Origin of the sequence: Methyloversatilis sp. XJ19-49 (assembly GCF_024580145.1) — a bacterium.
Taxonomy (GTDB): domain Bacteria; phylum Pseudomonadota; class Gammaproteobacteria; order Burkholderiales; family Rhodocyclaceae; genus Methyloversatilis.
Map to the genome: position 1 here is coordinate 1 of NZ_JANINI010000018.1, position 22,816 is coordinate 22,816.

Genomic DNA, 22,816 nt, shown 5'->3' on the forward strand with positions numbered 1-22,816 from the left:
CCGGTGGCCTGCGCGGCCGGCCGGCCGGCATCCGCCGCGGCACACCCGGCAACGGTGCGCGCCTGAACCTGATCGAAACGCTGCGTGCGGCCGCGCCCTGGCAGCCGCTGCGCCGCGCCGCCCGCGAGTCTGCGCCGTCGAACTGCCTGGTCGATGTACGGCCGGATGACTTCCGCATCACCCGCTTCGCACAGCGCTCGGAAACCACGACCATCTTCCTGGTCGACGCCTCCGGTTCGTCCGCGCTGAACCGGCTGGCCGAAGCCAAGGGTGCGGTCGAACTGCTGCTGGCGGACTGCTATGTGCGGCGCGACCGCGTGGCCTTGATCGCCTTCCGGGGCAGCGGCGCCGAGGTGCTGCTGCCGCCGACCCGTTCGCTGGTGCGCGCCAAGCGCAGTCTGGCCGGTCTGCCCGGCGGTGGCGGCACGCCGCTGGCCGCCGGCATCGATGCCGGCTGGCTGCTGGCCGATGCGGTGCAGCGCCGTGGCGACACGCCGACGCTGGTGCTGCTGACCGACGGTCGTGCCAATGTGGCGCGCGACGGCGCCGGCGGCCGCGCCCGCGCCGAGGAGGATGCGCGATCGGCCGCGCGCCGGGTGCGCGCCAGCGCCTTCCGCGCGCTGTTCATCGACACGTCGCCGCGGCCGCAGCCGGCGGCACGAGAACTCGCAGCCGACATGGCAGCAATGTACATGCCGCTGTCGGCGGCCGACGCGGTCAGCATTTCGAAGATCGTCCGCGCGATCGCCTGAGCCGGCGACCGGGCGCTACACCCGAGCGCGCTCACCTGTGCTGACCAGTGTCAATCTGACGAGAAATTTATTGTCAATTTAAATTGACATATCTATACTCGATCCACGATGCTGCCGCCCACCGCCCTGTCAGGATTCGCCCCTCCGCACGTCGATTCGCCTATCGATCCGCACGCCGATTGGCACGGCTTTCGCCATTGCCGTTGCATGTCGCAGTGTGCGATCGCCGCGACACTGGCGATCCCTTGCAGTGCGCCGCCGCGTGATCTGCATGGCTGAACCGACGCACGCAGAGGACATGCGGGCCTGTCGCGCATTGCTGCGCAACGGCTCGAAATCCTTCTTCGCGGCATCGCTGCTGCTGCCGCGCGCCGTGCGCGAGCCAGCCTGCTCGCTGTATGCCTTCTGCCGCATCGCCGACGATCTGGTCGATGACAGCCAGGCCGATGAGAACGCGGTCGCGCACCTGCGCTGGCGGGTCGAACAGGCCTGCGCCGGACAGCCGCATCCTGAACCGGCCGACCGCACGCTGGCGCGTGTCGTGGCCCGCTTCAACATTCCTGCATCGCTGCTGCTGGCGCTGATCGAAGGCTTCGAGTGGGACGCGCGTGGCCGTCAGTACATGACGCAGTCCGAACTGTTCGAGTACTGCGCCCGCGTCGCCGGCACGGTCGGCGCGATGATGGCGCTGCTGATGGGCGTGCGCGACCGTGAAATCGCGGCGCGCGCCTGCGATCTGGGTCTGGCGATGCAGCTCACCAACATCGCGCGCGATGTCGGCGAAGACGCCCGGCGCGGCCGGCTCTATCTGCCGCATGACTGGATGGTCGAAGCGGGGCTCGATCCGGCGGGCTGGCTGGCCGAACCGGTGTTCGATGACCGGCTCGCGCAGGTGGTGCGCCGCCTGCTGCAGTGTGCCGACCTGCTGTACGCGCGTGCCGCGCCCGGCATCGAAAAGCTTCCGTCAGGCTGCCGACCGGGCATCCGTGCGGCGCGCAGTGTCTATGCCGAAATCGGCCGCGGTGTCGAACGCCGCGGCTACGACTCCGTGTCGTCGCGCAGCATCGTGTCGCCCTGGCGCAAGAGCGTGCTGCTGGCCGAAGCGCTGAGCGGCGCGCCGACCCTGTCCGCCACGGCGCATTACCACGTGCTCGATGAGGTGTCGGCGCTGGCTGACGCGGTGGCCGCTGCGCCGACCGTCGACATGTCGGCACTGATCGGCATTCCGCGGCGCACGCCGCAGCAGCGCATCGAGTGGCTGATCGACCTGTTCGAGCGGCTCGAGCGCGAAGAACGCAATCGCGGCACGCAGGGCACGCCCAGCTGAATTCCAGCTGAAAACTTCGGCCGACCGCTTGCCACGCTCGCGTCCTGCCGGACACCCTGTCAGCCTTGCCTCCCGTACTTCACCACGCGCCGACCAAGCGAGGTTTTCAGGTTATCGGCGGTGCGCCGCGTCGCAGCTTCCATCCGCTTCGAAGATGTGCCGTGCGGCGAGTGCGGGCGCTTCTTCATGCGCCAGATGACCCAGACCCTCCAGTTCCACCAGACGCGAGCCCGGCACCATGCGGTGCACCCGGCGCGATTCCTCCGGCGACACGGTTTCGTCGCCCCTGCCGACCACCAGCGTCAGCGGTGCGCGCAGCGACGGCAGGTCGCGCACCAGTGGCGCCACATCCCAGTTCGCCATCATGGCCAGTGCGCCGGCGACGTGGGCGGGTGTGCTGACCAGCTTGTGATACAGCGCCACGCCGGCCGGGTCGAGCGCCGATCCGGTGCTGCGGATCAAGCGCTCGACCGCGTCGCGCTGCGTGGCACGCCAGGCGAATGCCTGCGGCGCGAAGGGCAGGGCGGACAGCAGACGTGCTGCCGGCGGGAACAGCAGCCCGGCCAGCCCGGGCAATGGCAGCATCGCGCCATTCNTGCGTGGCACGCCAGGCGAATGCCTGCGGCGCGAAGGGCAGGGCGGACAGCAGACGTGCTGCCGGCGGGAACAGCAGCCCGGCCAGCCCGGGCAATGGCAGCATCGCGCCATTCAGGCTGATCAGCGCGCGTGCCGGCAGCAGCCCGTCGATATTCATGCGCAGCATGATGGCCGCACCGGCCGAATGCCCGGCGACCACTTGTGGCTCCGCTTGCAACGCCGCCAGCAGTCCGCCGAGCGCGCGCGCGATGCCCTGCAACGTCAGCCGGTGCGACGCAGGTGTGCCGCTGAATCCGTGTCCGGGCAGATCGGGCGCGACTACTGTGTAGCGTGTCGCCAGCTCGGGCAGCAACGCACGCCACGAATGCGTTGCCGCGCCGGTGCCATGCAGCAGCAACAGGACCGGTCCGTCGCCGGCCACCTGCACATGCCAGCGCAGCCCGCCCGCCTCGACGAAGCGGCTGGCCGTGCGGTTGGGCCAGTCGCCGCCGTCGCGTGTCCAGTCGAGCGCCCTCATGACGTCGCGGCGGCAGAACCTGTGCCGAGGGGCGGGGTCAGCATCACCGGAAGAGGCACCGCAAGTGAGTGGCCGAAGGAGGGCAGGACATGAGTTCCACGATGCTGAAACTGATCGAAGCGTTGCTGGTGATCGGTGGCGTGCTCGGATTCGCCGTGTATCAACTGGTATCGGTGCGTCGCCAGATCAAGGCGGACCGCGCTCAGGCCGATGCGACCGACGAGGACAACGGCGCCGCGCACTGAGCTTACAGCGCCGCGCACACCCGCGTACCGCTGCGGCGCGGCATGCGGAAGGGCAGCAGGGTCTGCACCCAGCGGCTGCGGAAGCGGTCGAGGTCCAGGCTTTCGTGCATGCTGCCGACCGATTCGCCGAGCAGCTGTGTGCGCACCATCGACCGGGCGTAGAACGGTGTGTCTTCCAGCGTTTGCGCCTGCGGCGACGCATGCTCGCTGCGCGTCGCCCGGTCGACGCGCCACATCGTGGTCGGCAGCGTCTGCTCGGGCGGCGGGTCGAAGGTGCTGAAGCCGCCGTCGGCATCGAAGCGCAGCGCGAGCGACGCGCTCGACGCATCGCGTCGCATCACGTCATAGAGCACGGCCGTGTCGCCGCCGTGCAGGCTGGCGCGCGACCAGTGCCAGCGAACGAAAGCTTCCTCGAGTGATGTTTCGCCGGCGTTGCTGTCGAGATAGCCATCACCCTGCCAGTTCAGCGAGGGCTGATCGAGCTGCACGCTGACCCGTGCGCAGGGCGCGATCGGCGACCACAGGTGCCGCCCTTCGGCATCGAGCGCAAAGGCGTTGCGCGACAGCACCGGTGACTGCACGCGAACCTGTCCACGCAGGCGTTGCGGCAGTGGCGTGGACACTTCATCGAGATCGATCACCAGCGCGTCACCCTCCCAGTGCAGGCGGCTCGGGCCGATCGCCAGTTCGTGGGCCGAACGGCGCAGCGCGCCGACGCCCCGTTCGGTCATCGCCCAGCGCCGGCAGTCGCCGTACAGCGCGACATTGACCGAACAGAAATCCTGCGGATCGGCCCGGCCCGGCGCGCGCCGCCGCGCCGCGGCGTAGTACGGCGAAAACACGCTGCCGACGAAGGCAATGATGGTCAGGCCGTAGCGGCCGTCGTCACTCATCGCATCGACATACCACCATTGATAGCCGCCCGGCGGCACGCGGGCCGAGAAGTCGCGCGCGTTCATCGCCTGGCTGTCGTGGTGCAGGCCCACGGGCCTGTTGCACATCGGCAGCGCTCCGCATCCTGCCCGTTCCGAACCTTGTCATGCGCGTTCACGGAAGCTCCTGTAAATCGTGATTGACGTTGTTGTGTGTAATGTCTACATTACATGACGCTACTACGCGACAAGCAAGCTTGACAGTCGCGACGACAACAACAGGAGACGGACATGGACGGCATGAAGCGTATCGAGCAGGCCCTGAGTGCTGCAGTCGAACAGTCGCTGGAAGCCGCACTGTCGCATGCCGACGGTCCGACCTGCCCGCCGCTGCTGGCATCGGCGATCCGTTATGCCGTGTTTCCGGGGGGTGCGCGCATCCGCCCGCGCCTGTGTCTGGCCGCCGCCTGCGCCTGCGGCGAAGACGACACCTCGGTGGCAGACCACGCCGCCGCCGCCATCGAACTGCTGCACTGTGCTTCGCTGGTGCATGACGATCTGCCCTGCTTCGATGATGCACCGATGCGCCGCGGCAAACCTTCGGTGCACAGTGCCTACGGCGAACGCATCGCAGTGCTGGCCGGCGATGCGCTGATCGTGCTCGCCTTCCAGACCCTGGCGCGTGGGGGGGCGAATGCGCCCTACCGCCTGGTGCCGCTGCTGTCCATCATCGGTCGCGGGGTCGGCGTGCCGTCGGGCATCGTGGCCGGTCAGGCCTGGGAATGCGAGTCGGACGTCAATCTGCGCGAGTACCAGCAGGCCAAGACCGGTTCGCTGTTTGCGTCGGCCACGATGGCGGGTGCCGCGGCTGCCGGCGCGGATCCCGGCCCCTGGCGTGCGCTCGGCGACTGCATGGGTGAAGCGTTCCAGGTCGCCGACGACATCCTCGATGCGGCGTCCGATGCGTCCAAGATCGGCAAGCCGGTCGGTCGCGACGTGGCGCTCGGCCGTCCGAGCGCTGTGCGCGAACTGGGCCTGCACGGTGCGATCCGTCGCCTCAACCTGCTGGTGGCCGAAGCCATCGATTCGGTGCCTGTGTGTTCGGGTGCAGACGGTCTGCGCGCGGTCATCGCGATGGAAGCATCGCGGCTGATTCCGCGCGAACTTGCCGACAGCGTTCTCTGAAGCCGGCCCTGCCCGCTTCCTGACCGCGCACAGACGGAATGAGTACCCCGTTCAGCATGGATTCGTCGGCCTTCGACGGCGAGCGCAAGCCCGGTCTCGCCGATCGCCTGCGCAACGCCGCCGATCGCCTGCTCAGCAGCCCGCGCTTTCATCACTGGGCGTCCGCGTTTCCGCTGACGCGCTGGAAAGCCCGGCGCGAGGCGCGTGCGCTGTTCGATCTGTGTGGCGGCTTCGTCTATTCGCAGATCCTGCTGGCCTGCGTGCGGGTCGACCTGTTCCGGCTGCTGGCCGGCGGACCGTTGGCGGCACATCGGATTGCAACGCGCATCGGCATGTCGGACGAAGCGGCCACCCGTCTGCTCGACGCCGCAGTCGCGCTGCGCCTGGTGGCCCGTCGTTCAGGTGGCCGGTACGGTCTGGGCATGCTGGGCACGGCGATGGTCGCCAACCCGGGCATCGCGGCGATGGTGGAACACCATGGCCGCATCTATCGTGATTTCGAAGATCCGCTGGCGCTGCTGCGCGGCCTGTCGCAGCGCACGGCGCTGTCGCAATACTGGCCGTATGCCGGCAACGAGCAGGCGTCGGCGCTGGAAGGCGAACGCATCCGCGACTACACCGCGCTGATGGCGGCATCGCAGCCGATGGTGGCGTCCGAGGTGCTCGACGCCTATCCGGTCGCCATGCATCGCTGCCTGCTCGACATCGGTGGTGGTGACGGCAGCTTCCTCGCCGCGGCGGCGCAGCGCGCGCCCGATCTGAAACTTCAATTGTTTGATCTGCCGGCGGTCGCCGAGCGCGCACGCATGCGTTTCGATGCGGCCGGTCTTGCCGCGCGTGCCACGGCCTTCGGCGGTTCCTTCCAGTCTGGCGAACTGCCGACCGGTGCCGATCTGATGTCGCTGGTGCGCGTGCTGCACGACCACGACGACGAAGATGTCATGGCGCTGCTGCGGGCTATCCATCGTGCGCTGCCGGACGACGGCGTTCTGCTGATTGCCGAACAGATGTCCGGGGTGCGCGGCGCCGAACCTGTGGGCGATGCCTACTTCGGCTTCTACCTGATGGCGATGGGCCGCGGCCGTCCGCGCTCCGAAGGCCGCCTGACCGAAATGCTGCGTGCCGCCGGTTTCTGCCAGATCGGCCTGATTCCGACCCGTATTCCTTTGCAGACGTGCGTGCTGGTTGCGCGTCCGAAACATTTACAGACATAAATGTAATGATTAGTTGACACTAATCAGAGTAAGCCTAGAATGACACTCAAGGTGACAAGCCGTCGCGACACATGAACGACGGGTCCTCAACGCGGAGGCGCGATGAACAGTATTGCCGTAGTACTGAAGCAGCCGGAGCAGTTGGAGCTGAGCCAGCTCGAACTGACGCCGGCAGGCGATGCCGACGTCGTGGTCGACGTCGAGTGGAGCGGCATCAGTACCGGCACCGAGCGCCTGTTGTGGTCCGGCCGCATGCCGCCGTTCCCCGGCATGGGTTATCCGCTGGTGCCGGGCTACGAATCGGTGGGGCGCGTCAGCGCCGCCGGTGCCATGTCCGGTCTGAATGTCGGTGATCACGTATTCGTGCCGGGTGCACGCTGCTTCGGCGAAGTGCGCGGCCTGTTCGGCGGTGCGGCCTCCCGCCTGGTGGTGCCGGCTGCCCGCACTGTCACGCTGGACGACAGCTTCGGCGAACGCGGCATCCTGCTGGCGCTTGCGGCGACCGGGCAGCATGCGATCGCCGACGGCGATCACCTGCCCGACCTGATCATCGGCCACGGCGTTCTGGGTCGCATGATCGCCCGCCTGACCGTTGCCGCAGGTGGCGACCCGATCGTGTGGGAACGCAATCCGGCACGCGCCGACGGCGCAGAGGGCTATCGCGTCATCGACCCCGCCACCGACGAGCGCCGCAATTACCGCTGCATCTGCGATGTCAGTGGCGACGGCAGCCTGCTCGACGCACTCATTGCCCGGCTGGCCCCGCACGGAGAGATTGTGCTGGCCGGTTTTTACGAAGACGCACTGTCCTTCAACTTCCCGCCGGCCTTCATGCGTGAAGCCCGCCTGCGCATTGCCGCGCAGTGGCAGGAAAGCGATCTGGTGACGGTGCGGGACATGGCAGCCGACGGACGGCTGTCGCTCGAAGGTCTGATTACCCACCGGCAGATTGCGACCGATGCGGATGCGGCTTACCGCACGGCGTTCTCCGATCCGGCCTGCCTGAAAATGATTCTCGACTGGAGATCCATGTCATGAGCGACGCCTGCGGAACATCGTCCGGCACTTCGCCGATCAAGTTCGACCTGAACAAGGTGCTGCGTGCCGAAGCCGCCATCGATCCGGATCCGGTCCCGACCGGTGAAGCGACGAAGACGACGCAGATCATCGCGATCTACGGCAAGGGCGGCATCGGCAAGAGCTTCACGCTCGCCAACCTCAGCTACATGATGGCGCAGCAGGGCAAGAAGGTGTTGCTGATCGGCTGCGACCCGAAGAGCGACACCACCAGCCTGCTGTTCGGTGGCAAGGCCTGCCCGACCATCATCGAAACGAGCAGCAAGAAGAAGCTCGCCGGTGAGGAAGTCAAGATCGGCGATGTCTGCTTCATCCGCGATGGCGTGTTCGCCATGGAACTGGGCGGACCGGAAGTCGGTCGCGGCTGCGGCGGTCGCGGCATCATCCACGGCTTCGAAACGCTCGAAAAGCTGGGCTTCCACGACTGGGGCTTCGACTACGTGCTGCTCGACTTCCTGGGCGACGTGGTGTGCGGCGGCTTCGGACTGCCGATCGCCCGCGACATGTGCCAGAAGGTCATCGTCGTCGCCAGCAACGACCTGCAGAGTCTGTACGTCGCCAACAACGTGTGCAGTGCGGTTGAATACTTCCGCAAGCTCGGTGGCAACGTTGGCGTGGCCGGCGTGGTGATCAACCGCGACGACGGCACCGGCGAGGCGGCGCAATTTGCCGAAGCCGCCGGCATACCGGTACTGGCGACGATTCCGGCCAACGACGACATCCGTCGCAAGAGCGCCAGCTACGAAATCATCGGCCGGCCCGGCTCGCAGTGGGCGCCGCTGTTCGAGGAACTGGCGATGAATGTGGCCGAAGCGCCGCCGGTACGGCCGAAACCGATGACGCAGGACGGCCTGCTGGGACTGTTCGCCGCCGATGTCACGGGGCGTGACTATGTGATGACGCCTGCCACCGTGGCCGACATGCTGGGCAAGGATGAAGTGATCAAGCCCACGCTCGAAGTGGTGTACGACACCGTTTGAGGTGGCCACCATGTCCAACATTTCCGACATCAAGGTCATCAACGCCGATGCGCTGAAAGGCGACGGTCTGGGCTGCCATGCCGGTCGCGACCAGCTGGAGGGCGCGGCCCGCGCTGCCGGCAAGAGCGATGTGCTGGATCAGTATGCAGCGGATTATCCGAAGGGGCCGCATGACCAGCCGCAGTCGATGTGTCCGGCCTTCGGCTCGCTGCGTGTCGGCCTGCGCATGCGCCGCACCGCGACCGTGCTGTCGGGTTCGGCCTGCTGCGTATATGGACTGACGTTCACCTCGCACTTCTACGGTGCGCGTCGCAGTGTGGGTTACGTGCCGTTCAACAGCGAATCGCTGGTGACCGGCAAGCTGTTCGAAGACATCCGCGAAGCGGTGTTCAAGCTGGCGGATCCGGCGCAGTACGACGCGGTGGTGATCATCAACCTGTGCGTGCCGACCGCCAGTGGTGTGCCGTTGCAGCTGCTGCCCAAGGACATCAACGGCGTGCGCATCATCGGCATCGACGTGCCGGGTTTCGGCGTGCCGACCCATGCCGAGGCGAAGGACGTACTGGCCGGCGCGATGCTGCGCTACGCACGCACCGAAGCCGAGCAGGGCCCGGTGCAGGCGCCGCGCAACGGCATCAGCGACAAACCCACGGTCGCCCTGGTGGGCGAAATGTTTCCGGTGGATCCGGTCGGCATCGGTGCAATGCTGGAACCCCTTGGCCTGGCGGCTGGTCCGGTGGTCCCGACGCGAGAGTGGCGCGAGCTGTATGCAGCCCTCGATTGCGCCGTGGTGGCGGGGATCCATCCTTTCTACACCGCGAGTTTCCGTGAATTCGAAACCGCAGGGCGCGCCATCGTCGGTTCGGCGCCGGTCGGACACGACGGCACCGATGCCTGGCTGCAGGCCATCGGCAACGCATGCAATGTCGGACAGGCTCAGATCGATGCGGCCAGAAACCGCTTCCTGCCTGCCATCCGTGGCGCGCTGTCGGCCAATCCGATCAAGGGTCGCATCACGCTCAGCGGCTATGAAGGGTCCGAACTGCTGGTCGCCCGCCTGCTGGTCGAAAGCGGCGCCGACCTGCGCTACGTCGGCACGGCCTGCCCGCAGACGGTGCATAGCGCGGCTGACCTCGACTGGCTGAACGCGCACGGCGTCCATGTGCAGTACCGCGCATCGCTGGAGCAGGATCTGGCGGCAATGCACGAATTCAAGCCCGACCTCGCGATCGGCACGACGCCCATCGTGCAGGCGGCGAAGGAAGCCCGCATTCCGGGTCTTTACTTCACGAACCTGATTTCCGCGCGCCCGCTGATGGGACCGGCCGGTGCCGGCTCGCTGGCGACGGTGGTCAACACCGCCATCGCCAACAAGGCGCGCTTCGACACCATGAGTGACTTCTTCGAAGGCGTCGGCACCGGGCACACCGCCGGTGTCTGGCAGGAATCTCCGAAGGACCATCCCGAGTTCCGCACCGCCTACAGGGCGAAAATGGCCAAGCTGGCCAAGGCGCGCAGCGTGGAGGAGGCCATATGAGGCCGAATCGGAGCCCCTGCGCCAACCATCGGCTGCCCGCCGATTGGGCGATCGCCCTCCTTCGGACGGCCGGGCGGAGGACGACATGCTAGTCCTCGATCACGATCGCGCAGGCGGCTACTGGGGTGCGGTGTATGTGTTCACCGCCGTCAAGGGTCTGCAGGTGGTCATCGATGGTCCGGTCGGTTGCGAAAACCTGCCGGTCACCTCGGTGCTGCACTACACCGACGGCCTGCCGCCGCATGAACTGCCCATCGTGGTGACCGGACTGGCCGAAGAGCAACTCGGGCGCGAAGGCACCGAAGGGGCGATGAAGCGCGCGCACGCGGTGCTCGATCCCGACATGCCGGCCGTGGTGGTCACCGGCTCCATCGCCGAAATGATCGGTGGCGGCGTGACGCCCGAAGGCACGAACATTCAGCGCTTCCTGCCGCGCACCATCGACGAGGACCAGTGGCAGTGCGCGAATCGCGCCATCAACTGGCTCTGGACACAGTACGGCACGAAGAAGATACCGGAGCGCAAGCCGCGCGCCGAGGGCGCAAAGCCGCGGGTGAATATCATCGGGCCGATATACGGCACCTTCAACACGCCGAGTGATCTGGCCGAAATCCGCCGCCTGGTCGAAGGCATCGGCTGCGAAATCAATATGGTGTTCCCGCTCGGGAGTCACCTGGCCGACGTACCGAAGCTGGTCAATGCCGACGTCAATGTCTGCATGTACCGGGAATTCGGTCGCCTGCTGTGCGAAACGCTGGAACGTCCCTACCTGCAGGCGCCGATCGGCCTGCACAGCACAACACTTTTCCTGCGCAAGCTGGGCGAGCTGACCGGTGTCGATCCGGAGCCCTTCATCGAGCGCGAGAAGCACACGACGATCAAGCCGATCTGGGACCTGTGGCGCTCGGTCACCCAGGACTTCTTCGGTACCGCCAGCTTCGCCGTCGTCGCCAACGAAACCTACGCGCGCGGCCTGCGCCACTTCCTAGAGGAAGACATGGGCCTGCCGTGCAACTTCGCGGTGTCGCGCTGCCCCGGGCAGAAGACCGATAACGCGGACGTGCGCCGTCTGGTGCGCGAGAAGACGCCGCTGGTGATGTTCGGCAGTTACAACGAACGCATGTATATGGCCGAATGCGGCGCCCGTGCCAGCTATATCCCGTCGTCCTTCCCGGGTGCCATCATCCGCCGCCACACGGGTACGCCCTTCATGGGCTACGCCGGTGCGACGTATGTCGTGCAGGAAGTGTGCAACGCGCTGTTCGACGCGCTGTTCCACATCCTGCCGCTGGCCACCGACATGGACCGGGTGGATCCGACACCTGCGCGCATCTCGCGCGCCGATACGCGTCCTTGGGACGACGAGGCGCAGCGCCTGCTCGACCAGTACGTGAATGAAAAGCCCTTCCTGGTCCGCATTTCGGCAGCCAAGCGCCTGCGTGACCGGGCGGAAGAAGATGCCCGCCGCGCCGATGAAGCGCGCATCACGGCGGAACGCGTAATGAATGCGCGCCTTGCGCTCGAGCCGACATGAATCCGGCCGGCCGCGAAGGCACAGAGACAGAAAACGAAAATGCGTCCGGTCTGACCGGAACACGATCTTCCGGGGTGCGGCCTGCCCCGAAAGTCCCTGCCGCGCGGGGTTTGCGCGGTGGTAACACGGCCGAAAGGCCCATCAGGAGGTAAATGTTATGGCTGATGCCAACAGCGGATCCCTGTCAGGACTGACAGCTTCCGAGGCGCGGGAATTCCACGCCATTTTCATGACCAGCTTCATCGTCTTCACAGTCATCGCAATCATCGCGCACATCCTCGTGTGGAACTGGCGTCCCTGGTTCCCCGGTTCCGAGGGTTATGCGTCGCTGTTCGAAGGCATCAAGGCGGCGACGTACTCGGTCATTCCCTACATCTACCAGGCATAGGAGCAAGAATATGTGGCGTATATGGATGTTGTTCGATCCGCGCAGATCACTGGTGGCTCTGGCCGTCTTTCTGTTTGTGCTCGCGATCGTGATTCATTTCATTCTTCTCAGTACCGATCGCTTCAACTGGATCGAAGGACCGAGCAAGAAGCCGATGGCTGCGGCAAGTGTCGCAATGCCGGCACCGGTTGCACTGAATCAGGTGCAGTAAAGAGGAAGGCGCAAGTCTGGCGAGGACCGGGCCTGCCCGGCCTCGCTTGTTGCGAAGCCAAGTTTGAAAAGTGGAGGCCCGAAGGCTTCCCAAAAGGGGGTTGGCATGTCCATGCTCAGTTTTGAAAGAAAGTACCGCGTCCGCGGTGGCACGCTGATAGGCGGAGACCTGTTCGATTTCTGGGTAGGCCCCTTCTATGTAGGATTCTTCGGCGTCACCACGATGTTCTTTTCCCTCGTGGGAACGCTGCTCATCGTCTGGAGTGCCTCGCAGGGGCCGACCTGGAATCTGTGGCAGATCAACGTTGCGCCGCCCGACCTGAGTTACGGGCTTGGCATGGCACCGCTGATGGAAGGCGGGCTCTGGCAGTTGATCACGGTGTGCGCAATCGGGGCCTTCGTGTCATGGGCACTCCGGGAAGTCGAGATATGTCGCAAGCTCGGCATCGGTTATCACGTTCCCGTGGCATTCGGTTTCGCGATTCTGGCTTACGTGACCCTGGTCGTCTTCCGGCCCATCCTGATGGGTGCATGGGGGCACGGGTTCCCGTACGGCATCATGAGTCACCTGGACTGGGTTTCGAATACCGGTTACCAGTATCTGCATTTCCATTACAACCCGGCGCACATGCTGGCGGTGAGCTTCTTCTTTGCCACCACCCTCGCACTGTCGCTGCACGGCGCGCTCATCCTGTCCTCGACCAACCCCGCGAAGGGCGAAGTGGTCAAGACGCCGGATCATGAAAACACCTTCTTCCGCGATGCGATCGGCTACTCGATCGGTACGCTCGGTGTGCACCGTCTCGGGCTGTTCCTTGCGCTGTCGGCGGTCTTCTGGAGTGCCGTGTGCATCATCATCAGCGGCCCGTTCTGGACGCGCGGCTGGCCCGAATGGTGGAGCTGGTGGCTCAACCTCCCCGTGTGGCGCTAACAGAAGAAAGAGAGGGTAGAGTCATGGCGGAATACCAGAATATTTTCACCCAGGTCCAGGTGCATGGACCCGCCTTCCCGGGCGTCTCGATCGGTCGCGAAGACCGTGAGCGGATGGGCAAACCCACGGATGTGCATCTGTTCGGCAGGCTCGGCGATGCACAGATCGGCCCGATCTATCTGGGCTGGCTGGGCATCGCATCGATCGTCTGTTTCCTGGTCGCGTTCGAAATCATCGGCCTCAACATGCTGGCGTCGGTGAACTGGAGTCCGATCGAGTTCGTGCGCCAGCTGTTCTGGCTGGGCCTCGAGCCGCCGCCGCCGGAATATGGATTGAAGTTGCCACCGCTCAATCAGGGGGGCTGGTGGCTGATGGCCGGTTTCTTCCTGACGCTGTCGATCATGCTGTGGTGGCTGCGCATGTACCGCCGCGCCAAGGCACTCGGCATGGGTACCCACGTGGCCTGGGCCTTCGCCGCCGCGATCTGGCTTTACCTCGTGCTGGGCTTCATTCGTCCGCTGCTGATGGGTTCCTGGTCGGAGGCGGTGCCGTTCGGCATCTTCCCGCACCTGGACTGGACTGCTGCGTTCTCGATCCGCTACGGCAATCTGTTCTACAACCCGTTCCACATGCTGTCGATCGCCTTCCTCTACGGTTCGGCGCTGCTGTTCGCCATGCACGGTGCAACCATCCTTGCGGTCAGCCGCTTCGGTGGCGAACGCGAAATCGAACAGATCGTCGATCGCGGTACGGCATCGGAACGTGCGGCATTGTTCTGGCGCTGGACGATGGGTTTCAACGCGTCGATGGAATCCATCCACCGCTGGGCCTGGTGGTTCGCAGTGCTGTGTCCGCTGACCGGCGGCATCGGCATCCTGCTCACCGGCACCGTGGTCGACAACTGGTATCTGTGGGCGGTCAAGCACCACGTCGCACCGATGTACCCGGCGGTTTTCGGCACGGTCGTCGATCCCGCAACGCTGCAAGGAGCGCAACAATGATGAAGTCCTATACAGTCATCCGCGTCGCACTGTTGCTGGCGGCCGGCGTGCTGGTGTCGGCGTGCGAAAAGCCGCCGATCACCACCGAGCAGCATGGCTTCCGCGGCACGGCGATGGTCAAGGTCTCCAACCCGCGCATCGTCGCCGAGCAGGCCGGCATCCATGCCGTACCCGCGGCACTGCCCGCAGCACCGCAGGAAGGGCAGAAGGCGTCCGAGGTGTATCAGAACGTCAAGGTGCTGGGCGACGTCAGCGTGGCCGAATTCACCCGCATCATGGTTGCCATGACGCAGTGGGTGGCGCCGGAACAGGGTTGCGGCTACTGCCACAACCTGCAGAATCTGGCCGATGACTCGCTCTACACCAAGGTCGTTGCGCGGCGCATGATCCAGATGACACAGACCATCAACAGCGACTACAAGACGCACGTCGCGGACACCGGCGTCACCTGCTACACCTGCCACCGCGGCATGCCGGTTCCGGCCAATGTGTGGTTCGCACCCGAGCCGCAGAAGCATGCGACACGCATGGTCGGCAGCAAGGGCGGGCAGAACACCCCGGCCGAGTCGGTAGCCTATGCATCGCTGCCCTATGATCCTTTCACTCCGTATCTGAGCAAGGCCAACACGATCGCCGTGAATGCGAAGACCGCGTTGCCGAACGTACGTGTGGGATCGATCCAGGCGACCGAAGACACCTACGCGTTGATGATGCACATGTCGGATGGTCTCGGCGTGAATTGCACCTACTGCCACAACACACGCGCCTTCTCGTCGTGGGAAACCAGCACGCCTCAGCGCGTGACGGCCTGGCACGGCATCCGGATGTCGCGTGAGCTGAACAACGCCTATATGGATCCGCTGACGCAGACCTTCCCGGTCCATCGTCTCGGCGCGCTGGGTGATGTGGCCAAGGTGAATTGCGCGACCTGCCATCAGGGTGCCTACAAGCCGCTGTATGGTGCTTCGATGCTGAAGGACTACATGGCGTTGAGCGCAGCCGGTGCCATGGCGGCAATCCCGGCTGCGGCTGCACCGGAGGCGCCTGCCTCAGAGGCGCCGGTCGAGCCGGCTGCCGAGATGCCGGCAGAGGCGGCGAAGCCGTAAGTTCGGTCGCCGGCCGCGTGCCGGTGGTCGGCAAAGATCGTCCGGCCGCTCCTGCATCACCCCCGCCGTGCCAGACGGCGTTTGCGGGGGCGGATCCGGACCCTCGTTGCACCCTTCGGGCCCTTCGGGGCCCGAAGGCGTTCACGCAGCGCTGTTGCGCGTTTGCTTCGCAAGAGGTGTTGCGCTGCAGCAGGGGTTGTATTGCCTCTGCATGATGACTGCAGGGGTTCGCGGCCGACCACGAACCTGAGAGAATCTGTGGCCGGGGAGCGCGGCCGGGCTGCAACCTTTCCGTTCATTGCTCCCACTAACACGTGGCCTCGCCAGTGCCCGCAGCGCTGCGGCCAGAGCCCATTCCTGAAAACAGAAGGATCCACCGATGAACCACACTTTGAGCTGTCTGGCCGCCGCAATCGCGATCGCGACAGCACTGCCCGCTTCGGCGCAGGAAGCGCCCGCAACTGCCCCTGCGTTCACCGACAAGGTCGCCAGGGTCAACGGCGTGCAGATACCGTCGGAACTCGGTAACGTATTCATCAAGGAACAGGTGGCCCAGGGTGCGCTGGACAGCCCGGATCTGCGCACGCGCGTGCGTGATCATCTGGTTCGCCGCGAGGTGCTGCTGCAGGCGGCGCGTGAAGGCAAGGTCGACAAGGACCCCGCACTTCTGCAGCGCATCGAGTACGCACGCGACGAGATGGTGATCAATGCCTACCTCGACGGATGGTCGAAGGATCATCCGGTCACCGACGCGCAGATCACGGCAGAATATGACCGCGCCGCGGCCAAGATGGGCACCGGCACGGAATACAAGGCGCGGCACATCCTGGTCGATCAGGAAGGCGCGGCAAAATCCATCATCGACAACCTGAACAGCGGCATCGATTTCGGTGCTCTGGTTGTGTATTCGAAGGACACCGGCAGCCAGGAACGTGGCGGCGATCTCGGCTGGGCCGATCCGGCGACCTACGTCAAGGAATTCAGCGACGCGATGACCAAGCTGGAAAAGGGCAAGTACACGACCGAGCCGGTGAAGACGCAGTACGGCTATCACGTCATCCTGCTCGAGGACGTGCGCAAGAAGGGCCCGCCACCGCTCGAACAGGTGAAGGAGCGCATGATCCAGCACCTGCAGCAGCAGGCCGTGCAGGAGCATGTCACCACATTGCTGGGAAAGGCAAAGGTCGAGTAACCAACCGGGCACACCGGACGGGCCGTGCCCGACTGGCTGCCTGCAGGCGGATCAGGGTTTGGCGGCTTCGGCGGTGACGATGCGGTGCGTGTGCACCGCCTTCGAACAATCATGAACCCGCATCACGGCCGGAGCGGATTTGATTTCACGTGACTTCAGGCCCCATTTCCACAGCGCATTGAACGGCAGCGGCAGCACCATGAACCAGTGCTCGATCACCGCCAGTCCGGACATCGTGGCCAGCAGCGTGAAGCACACGGTTGTCGCCTCGCTGTTGCCGGCCGCACCGATCTGCTGGATCAGCAGAACGGTCACGATGGTGCCTGCCGTCACCGAGAACGGAAACAGCAGGTTCATGCGCCGGCGCCGGAAGAAGCTCTTCAGATAGGTCAGGTGCGGCGGCAGGAATTCCTCGCTGAAATTCCGCACGCCGAAATGCAGGTTCAGCTTGGCGCTCAGCCGCATGCCCCACAACAGCATGAAGGTCCAGGTGCCGGTCTGGTTCGGGTCGCCCCAGGTGATCGCGGCGATGGCGATGGCAGCAACCAGTATCGACAGCTCGTGATGGATGATGGCTTCCGTGGCGTGCCAGAAATGAGCCGCCCCGCCGCAGCCTTCCGGGCATCCCTGCTTGCGCGGGCCGGTGATGAACCCCATCAGGAAGGTCATTTCCAGCCAGCCCCATACGATGAGCGCACTGGTGAAGCTGCAGTAGGCCATCGCGACCGATGTTTCGGCCGCGCTGTGGTTCAGCGCGAACAGTGCCGCCACCATCAGCAGGCTGGCTGCCAGCAGGCTGTGGCGGAAGGTGCGCCGCGGCAGACCGTCCAGATAGAGGATGGCGCCGGTGGCGAACCACCACAGGCCGAGTGCAAACAGCGCCGGCGTCATCCAGTCGCTCATCGGTATCACCAGGCTGGTTGCATGCGCACGGACTGGGGAATGTCATTGCGCTTCACCGGGTGCAGGTAGAGCCGGGCAAAGGTACCGAAAGCGGCCACCGCGCACGCGCCGCGCTTGACCAGTCCGATGACGCCGCCCTGTGCCTTGGCGCGCTCGTTGGCCCGGGCCAGCGCGAACAGGCGCTCGAAGCCGGCGCGGAACACGGCGCTGTCGGTGTCCAGCGTCAGCGGAAAGACCTGCTTGGAAATTTCCGACGTGATGCGGAAAACTTCGTAATCGTAGTTGTCCGCATCCAGACCCATGGCCTGATGCAGTTGCGGACGCATGTGATCGCGTACGTACATCGTGGCATACACGGCGAGCAGGAAGAATCTGACCCACAGCAGATTGCCGCCGCGCAGCAGGTGCGGATTGGCGCGCATGATCAGCGCAAACGATTCGCCGTGGCGGAATTCGTCGTTGCACCAGCGCTCGAACCACCGGAAGATCGGGTGGAAGCGCAACTCCGGGTGACGTTCCAGCTGGCGGTAGATCGTGATGTAACGGGCATAGCCGATCTTCTCCGACAGATAGGTCGCGTAGAAGATGTATTTCGGCTTGAAGTAGGTGTACTTCTTCGTGCGCTTCAGGCCGCCCAGATCGACGCCCAGACCGTAATCCTTCAGCGACATGTTCAGGAAGTTGGCATGCCGGGCCTCATCACGCGCCATGTACGACATCAATTCCTTGATGTCCGGATTTTCGATGTTCTTCTTGATTTCGTTGTACAGCACGCAGCCGGAGAACTCAGACGTGATCGAGCTGATCAGGAAATCCATGAACTCCTGGTGCAACTCCGGCGGCAGCTGCCTGATCTGCTCTCCGAAGTCTTCCGTTCGCTGGAAGTGATCGTGATTGTTGTCGCCTTCGTACTCGGCCATCATCACGTCCCATTCCGCGCGAACCGGGCTGACGTCGATGCGTTCCATCGCCGAGAAGTCCGTCGTGTAGAAGCGCGGGCTGAGCATCGTGCTCACGCGCGCCTTGGCGGTGGATTCCTCGGATACGGCAGCTGCGGCTGCGGTGTGGGTGGCGGTAGTCATTGCGGTGCTCCTGAGGCGTGCATTTCGGGCGACCGGGCAACGTCGAGCAGCTTGACGAAGGCGCCGGCATTGGTCGGGCCGAACGAATCGAGGTCGACGCGGCGGCTGGTAGCGGGATCGATCAGGGTCAGTCGGCCATCGGCCCGCCCGATAAGCTGGAAGGCCACATCTGCACCGATGCCCTGACGCTTGCGCTCGCGTGCGAGCCCGCGCAGCGTGCCGCGGATGAAGCCCTGCTCACCGACGATCGACTCGAGCTCAACGCCGCTTCGGGCATCGATGACGGCGATGCTGCCGTCGGGCCTGTCCTCGAAGCGCAGGTCGCGTGTCGCCACGGCGGCGGCATCGGGCACGCTGATGTTCATGCCCGACAGCCTGACCGTGGTGACTGCCAGCAGCACGACCAGCAGCATGGCGCCGATGGCAATGAGCGGGCCGCGTGACAGCGGGTGATTCGAGACAACGTGGGCTTCCATGATCCTGACCTCAGTCGATCGCGAGTTGCGGGGTGTTGCCGCTCAGGCTGCGAGCAGGCTGCGTCGCTTCGCTGCTCGCGGCTTGTACTGGCGACGCGGCCAATACCGCTGAGGCAGAAACTTCGCCGGCAGCGGCCGTCCATGCCGTTTGCAGAACCTGCGCCACATGGGCGGCGTCCGGTACGCAGCACAGCATGGGTTCCGGTTTCGTCACGCGCCACGGGCGGGCATGCGGCCACAGGTGCAGCACCGCGATGCGTTCGCTGCCGGCCAGCGTCAGCGGGATGTTGCCGTGACCGTCCTTGTGCAGCTTGAGGCCGGCCGATTCGATGCGTCGCAGCGGCAGGTTGAACGTGAGGCTGAGAACGATGCCCACGCGCATCACGACGCGCTTGTCGGTGATCGTATAGACCGTGGTGCGCGCCGACAGCCAGGCCAGCAGGGCCAGCGAGCCGAGCGCGAACACCACCAGCGGCAGCAGCATGACGACGGCCATGGCTGCATCGCCGATGCTGCCTTCGCCGGACAGGATGAAACCCGCACGCAGGATCAGGATGGCGGTGAAGTAGCCGGTGAGCGCCGGCAGATGGAAGCGTTCGCGCGCCATGCGCTTCCAGTCCGGTGCGCCCTGCCACAGCACGCGTTCATCCTGCGGCAGCCGTTCCGGCAGCCCGAGCTGAGGTTCGAACTCGTGTTCGTGCCCGGTGTTGGGCACGGCCTTGAGCGTGCTCACAGCCAGGGCTCCTTGCGGCTGGCTTCGGCGTAAAGCGTGCCGCCGCCGTAGTACGCCATGACCTTTTCTTCCTCGAGGAAGGTGATCTGATCCGCCGATGCAAGACTGGGCACGCTGGAGAACTGGTGACCCAGGATGGACGCCACCTTGACCTGGCGGGCGCCGATGCGGCTGAAGTTCATCGGCAGCATCACGCGACGCGTGCCTCCTCCGACCGGTACGTCAAGTTCGAGGTAGCGGAACATCGCTTCCGAGCGGTCGACCCACAGGTCGCGCACCACGCCGCCCACCTTGCCGTCGGCACCGACCACCGGGAGCCCGCGCGGATCGGTGTCCTGATGCGCGACGCCGTAGGCCGTGTCGGCACGCAGCGGTACGATGCGCAGGCGACCGTCATAGGTCACGTCCGGAATGTCGGCCCGGTCTGCATAGGCACCCGGCCCGACGCCATCGAGCATCGGATTGCCGGTCGGATTCAGCGGCGCACCCGGGAACCTGGCACTCGGCACTGCCTTCAGCGTCTGCGGTGACACAGCGAAGTTCGGGGCGGTGACGGTACGGCCATCCTGCAGCTTGTAGGTCTTCGGATCCGGAATCGCCGGGAAGCCCTGGACCTTGATGCTGCCCGAACGATCGGATTCCAGCGGGTAGCCTTCCCGCTTGCTCTCCTGGTGCAGGTAGTAGATCAGGCCGGCGAAAAAGGCCCAGAACACGTAGAGCGTGATCTGCGCGACGTCGATGTATGCAGTGATGGCACCAGTACCCATTTTGATCTCCCTCTTGGAATGACGATTAGCCGGGAAACTCGGCCAGTCCGAACTTCGTGCTGCGTGGTGTGGATGAATGATGCGCAGAGCGGACCAGAGGGCCGATCGCGATCAGGCTTGCGAACAACATGTAAATCTCGCAGTGGTAAACGAAGCTGTAGCCGGTCGCCGGACTGCTCAGCGCTGAACCGAGCGCGCCCGACGTGGCCAGTCCCGACACGACGTCGCGCAGTGCGCCGCCCAGTGCAATCGCCAGACCGGTGCTGGTGGCATGTACCGCACCCCAGGCGCCAAGTGCGAGGCCATTGAGGCCGCCGCTTTCCAGTCCCATCGCGGCCGTCAGCGTACCGACCGAGAACAGCCCGCCGCCGAAGCCGATCAGGGCGACGCCGACGCGGAACAGCGGCACCGAATGCAGCGGTTCGGCGAACACGACGGCCGAAAACGCGATGATGCCGGTCAGTGCGCCAAGCGCCGCCAGCCGGTAGGGATCGAAGCCGCGCGCCAGCACCCGTGCGGCCAGTGCGAAGGCGGCGATCGCGCCGAGCGCCATCATGGCGGTCAGCGACGTGGTGGCGCCGACGCCCATGCCGAGGATTTCGCCGCCGTAGGGTTCGAGAATGATGTCCTGCATGCTGAAGGCCGCGCTGCCCAGACCGACCGCACACAGGTAACGGGTGGCGCGGGCGTGCTGCGAAAAGCTGCGCCAGACGTCGCGGAACGGCAGCCGCGGCGCCTGCTGCGCCTGCGTGCGCATGCCGCGCGGTTCCTGCTTCCACAGCGCGATGACGTTCAGCACCATCGTGAGCATGGCCGAGCCCTGAACTACCTGGATCAGTTTCAGCTGCGTGAAGTCGGCCAGCAACAGGCCGAACACGATGCCGCTGACCACCATTCCGACCAGCAGCATCAGGTACATCATCGCGACCACGCGCGGCCGGTTCGCCGGCGCAGCGAGGTCGGTGGCCAGCGCGAGGCCAGCGGTCTGCGCGGTCTGCATGCCGGCACCGACCATCAGGAAGGCCAGTGCGGCGCCCGCCTGCCCGACCCACGCCGGACCCTGGGTGTCGCCGGACAGCAGGATGAGCGAGAACGGCATGATGGCCAGGCCGCCGAACTGGATCAGCGATCCCATCCAGATATAGGGCACGCGCTTCCAGCCGAGCACCGAACGGTGCGTGTCGGAGCGGTAGCCGATCAAGGCGCGGAAGGGCGCGAACAGCAGCGGCAGCGCCACCATCAGCGCGACCAGCCAGGCCGCCATGCCCATTTCGACGATCATCACGCGGTTCAGCGTGCCGATCAGCAGCACCGTCGCCATGCCGACCGACACCTGGAACAGCGACAGACGCAGCAGGCGCCCGAGCGGCAACTCCGCCGTCGCGACATCGGCGAACGGCAGAAAGCGCGTGCCCACGCCCGTCCACAGCTTTGCAGCGCGGTCGTTGAGCGAGCGGGCGGACAGCGTTTTCATCTGCGGCACAGCTCCAGTGCCTTCGACTTGTAGAAGCCGCTCGATACATGCTGGGAACGGCCGATGGCCATGCAGTCGAGTGCCGGCTCTTCATCGATCAGCCGGTGCAGCAGGGTTTCGCGTACCGGTTCGATCGACGGCGCGCGATCTCCGCGCGGGAAGAACTTGCCGATGAAGCGCATCGCTTCGAGCGCATGCGTGCTCGGCGGGAAGGTGAACTGGATCGAATGTTCGGTACGCGCGGCAAGCCCCGACAGCACGCGCACGGCGTCGCGGGCCTGGTAGTGGATCAGCGAATCCATGGCGACCACGTGGTCGAACCAGCCCAGCGCGGGATCCAGCATGTCGCCCGAACGGAAGTCGATCTCGCCGCCGTTCAGGTCATCCGGCATGCGTTCGCGCGCCAGTTGCACCAGCGTGGGCGACAGGTCGATGGCCACCACGTGTGCGCCGCGCCGTGCCGCCTCGACCGCCAGCGCACCGGTGCCGCAGCCGGCGTCCAGCACCTTGCGGCCACGCAGGTCCTGCGGCAGCCAGTCGAGCAGTGTTGCGCGCATGCGGTCGCGCCCGGCGCGTACCGTTGCCCGCACGCGGCCCACCGGTGCGTCGGAGGTAAGACGCTTCCAGGCGTCGACCGCGGTGCGGTCGAAGTAGGTCTGGATCTGGCCGCGGCGATCTATGTAAGAGCTGTTCATGGTGTCATCGGTCCCGTTCGA

24 protein-coding genes and 1 pseudogene are annotated in these 22,816 nt (G+C 65.4%); 15 read left to right on the forward strand and 10 right to left on the reverse strand.

Annotated elements, in window-relative coordinates:
- The coding region (locus NMQ16_RS17645; RefSeq protein ID WP_257082275.1) for a VWA domain-containing protein at window positions 1-752 on the forward strand (752 nt) is incomplete at its 5' end.
- A gap of 271 nt (window positions 753-1,023) precedes the next feature.
- Entirely contained in the window at window positions 1,024-2,079 is a 1,056-nt protein-coding gene (locus NMQ16_RS17650) for a phytoene/squalene synthase family protein (protein ID WP_257082276.1), read from the forward strand.
- Between the two features lie 111 nt (window positions 2,080-2,190).
- On the opposite strand, the gene NMQ16_RS17655 is transcribed toward NMQ16_RS17650, so the two are convergent.
- Both NMQ16_RS17655 and bchO read right to left on the reverse strand, forming a co-directional pair.
- Window positions 2,191-2,664, reverse strand: a complete 474-nt coding sequence (locus NMQ16_RS17655; protein WP_257082277.1) for an alpha/beta fold hydrolase — start codon at window positions 2,662-2,664, stop codon at window positions 2,191-2,193.
- 22 nt (window positions 2,665-2,686) lie between these two features.
- A pseudogene (gene bchO / locus NMQ16_RS17660) lies at window positions 2,687-3,193 on the reverse strand (alpha/beta fold hydrolase BchO); the annotation flags it as partial.
- An 89-nt stretch (window positions 3,194-3,282) separates the two neighbouring features.
- Between bchO and NMQ16_RS17665 the strand changes: the two are divergent.
- Window positions 3,283-3,438, forward strand: coding sequence for a hypothetical protein (locus NMQ16_RS17665; protein ID WP_257082278.1), 156 nt, complete (start codon window positions 3,283-3,285; stop codon window positions 3,436-3,438).
- A gap of 2 nt (window positions 3,439-3,440) precedes the next feature.
- Here NMQ16_RS17665 and NMQ16_RS17670 read toward each other — a convergent pair whose 3' ends face one another.
- Window positions 3,441-4,439 (reverse strand): carotenoid 1,2-hydratase, encoded by a 999-nt coding sequence (locus tag NMQ16_RS17670; RefSeq protein ID WP_257082279.1) that lies wholly within the window; start codon window positions 4,437-4,439, stop codon window positions 3,441-3,443.
- A 162-nt stretch (window positions 4,440-4,601) separates the two neighbouring features.
- Between NMQ16_RS17670 and NMQ16_RS17675 the strand changes: the two genes are divergently transcribed.
- From NMQ16_RS17675 to NMQ16_RS17730, 12 genes are all read left to right on the forward strand, one after another.
- Window positions 4,602-5,495 carry a polyprenyl synthetase family protein gene (locus NMQ16_RS17675; RefSeq protein WP_069039362.1) on the forward strand — a complete coding sequence of 298 codons (894 nt, stop codon included), beginning with the start codon at window positions 4,602-4,604 and terminating at the stop codon, window positions 5,493-5,495.
- A gap of 38 nt (window positions 5,496-5,533) precedes the next feature.
- Window positions 5,534-6,709: an acetylserotonin O-methyltransferase gene (locus tag NMQ16_RS17680; protein WP_257082280.1), complete on the forward strand. Its 1,176-nt coding sequence runs from the start codon at window positions 5,534-5,536 to the stop codon at window positions 6,707-6,709.
- A gap of 102 nt (window positions 6,710-6,811) precedes the next feature.
- Window positions 6,812-7,747 carry a chlorophyll synthesis pathway protein BchC gene (gene bchC, locus NMQ16_RS17685; RefSeq protein WP_257082281.1) on the forward strand — a complete coding sequence of 312 codons (936 nt, stop codon included), beginning with the start codon at window positions 6,812-6,814 and terminating at the stop codon, window positions 7,745-7,747.
- On the forward strand, window positions 7,744-8,766 hold the full coding sequence (locus NMQ16_RS17690; protein WP_190295015.1) for a chlorophyllide a reductase iron protein subunit X: 1,023 nt from the start codon (window positions 7,744-7,746) through the stop codon (window positions 8,764-8,766). Before bchC ends, NMQ16_RS17690 begins: the two co-directional genes overlap by 4 nt.
- 10 nt (window positions 8,767-8,776) lie before the next feature.
- Window positions 8,777-10,303: a chlorophyllide a reductase subunit Y gene (gene bchY / locus NMQ16_RS17695; protein WP_257082282.1), complete on the forward strand. Its 1,527-nt coding sequence runs from the start codon at window positions 8,777-8,779 to the stop codon at window positions 10,301-10,303.
- Between the two features lie 85 nt (window positions 10,304-10,388).
- On the forward strand, window positions 10,389-11,837 hold the full coding sequence (gene bchZ / locus NMQ16_RS17700; RefSeq protein ID WP_257082283.1) for a chlorophyllide a reductase subunit Z: 1,449 nt from the start codon (window positions 10,389-10,391) through the stop codon (window positions 11,835-11,837).
- A 157-nt stretch (window positions 11,838-11,994) separates the two neighbouring features.
- A complete protein-coding gene (pufB, locus tag NMQ16_RS17705) occupies window positions 11,995-12,225 on the forward strand; it encodes a light-harvesting antenna LH1, beta subunit (RefSeq protein ID WP_257082284.1) in 231 nt (76 codons plus the stop codon).
- A 10-nt stretch (window positions 12,226-12,235) separates the two neighbouring features.
- The gene (gene pufA, locus NMQ16_RS17710; protein ID WP_069039366.1) at window positions 12,236-12,436 is read left to right on the forward strand and encodes a light-harvesting antenna LH1, alpha subunit; all 201 of its coding nucleotides are present in this window, start codon (window positions 12,236-12,238) and stop codon (window positions 12,434-12,436) included.
- A gap of 111 nt (window positions 12,437-12,547) precedes the next feature.
- Window positions 12,548-13,366, forward strand: a complete 819-nt coding sequence (gene pufL / locus NMQ16_RS17715; protein WP_223300116.1) for a photosynthetic reaction center subunit L — start codon at window positions 12,548-12,550, stop codon at window positions 13,364-13,366.
- 23 nt (window positions 13,367-13,389) lie between these two features.
- Window positions 13,390-14,367, forward strand: coding sequence for a photosynthetic reaction center subunit M (pufM, locus tag NMQ16_RS17720; protein ID WP_257082286.1), 978 nt, complete (start codon window positions 13,390-13,392; stop codon window positions 14,365-14,367).
- Window positions 14,367-15,473 (forward strand): photosynthetic reaction center cytochrome PufC, encoded by a 1,107-nt coding sequence (gene pufC, locus NMQ16_RS17725; RefSeq protein WP_257082288.1) that lies wholly within the window; start codon window positions 14,367-14,369, stop codon window positions 15,471-15,473. Before pufM ends, pufC begins: the two co-directional genes overlap by 1 nt.
- Window positions 15,474-15,852: 379 nt before the next feature.
- Window positions 15,853-16,665 (forward strand): peptidylprolyl isomerase, encoded by an 813-nt coding sequence (locus tag NMQ16_RS17730; protein ID WP_257082289.1) that lies wholly within the window; start codon window positions 15,853-15,855, stop codon window positions 16,663-16,665.
- Between the two features lie 51 nt (window positions 16,666-16,716).
- Here NMQ16_RS17730 and puhE read toward each other — a convergent pair whose 3' ends face one another.
- The 7 genes from puhE to bchM are packed head-to-tail and all read right to left on the reverse strand — an operon-like array spanning window position 16,717 to window position 22,795.
- Complete coding sequence (puhE, locus tag NMQ16_RS17735) at window positions 16,717-17,568, reverse strand: putative photosynthetic complex assembly protein PuhE (protein ID WP_257082290.1); 852 nt, start codon at window positions 17,566-17,568, stop codon at window positions 16,717-16,719.
- 5 nt (window positions 17,569-17,573) lie between these two features.
- Complete coding sequence (acsF, locus tag NMQ16_RS17740; RefSeq protein ID WP_257082291.1) at window positions 17,574-18,650, reverse strand: magnesium-protoporphyrin IX monomethyl ester (oxidative) cyclase; 1,077 nt, start codon at window positions 18,648-18,650, stop codon at window positions 17,574-17,576.
- Window positions 18,647-19,126 carry a photosynthetic complex assembly protein PuhC gene (gene puhC / locus NMQ16_RS17745; protein WP_257082292.1) on the reverse strand — a complete coding sequence of 160 codons (480 nt, stop codon included), beginning with the start codon at window positions 19,124-19,126 and terminating at the stop codon, window positions 18,647-18,649. Before puhC ends, acsF begins: the two co-directional genes overlap by 4 nt.
- 10 nt (window positions 19,127-19,136) lie before the next feature.
- On the reverse strand, window positions 19,137-19,859 hold the full coding sequence (gene puhB / locus NMQ16_RS17750; protein ID WP_257082293.1) for a photosynthetic complex putative assembly protein PuhB: 723 nt from the start codon (window positions 19,857-19,859) through the stop codon (window positions 19,137-19,139).
- Window positions 19,856-20,626 (reverse strand): photosynthetic reaction center subunit H, encoded by a 771-nt coding sequence (puhA, locus tag NMQ16_RS17755; RefSeq protein ID WP_257082294.1) that lies wholly within the window; start codon window positions 20,624-20,626, stop codon window positions 19,856-19,858. Before puhA ends, puhB begins: the two co-directional genes overlap by 4 nt.
- A 25-nt stretch (window positions 20,627-20,651) precedes the next feature.
- The gene (locus NMQ16_RS17760) at window positions 20,652-22,100 is read right to left on the reverse strand and encodes a BCD family MFS transporter (protein WP_257082295.1); all 1,449 of its coding nucleotides are present in this window, start codon (window positions 22,098-22,100) and stop codon (window positions 20,652-20,654) included.
- Window positions 22,097-22,795 carry a magnesium protoporphyrin IX methyltransferase gene (gene bchM / locus NMQ16_RS17765; protein WP_257082296.1) on the reverse strand — a complete coding sequence of 233 codons (699 nt, stop codon included), beginning with the start codon at window positions 22,793-22,795 and terminating at the stop codon, window positions 22,097-22,099. Before bchM ends, NMQ16_RS17760 begins: the two co-directional genes overlap by 4 nt.
- Between the last annotated feature and the right edge of the window lie 21 nt (window positions 22,796-22,816).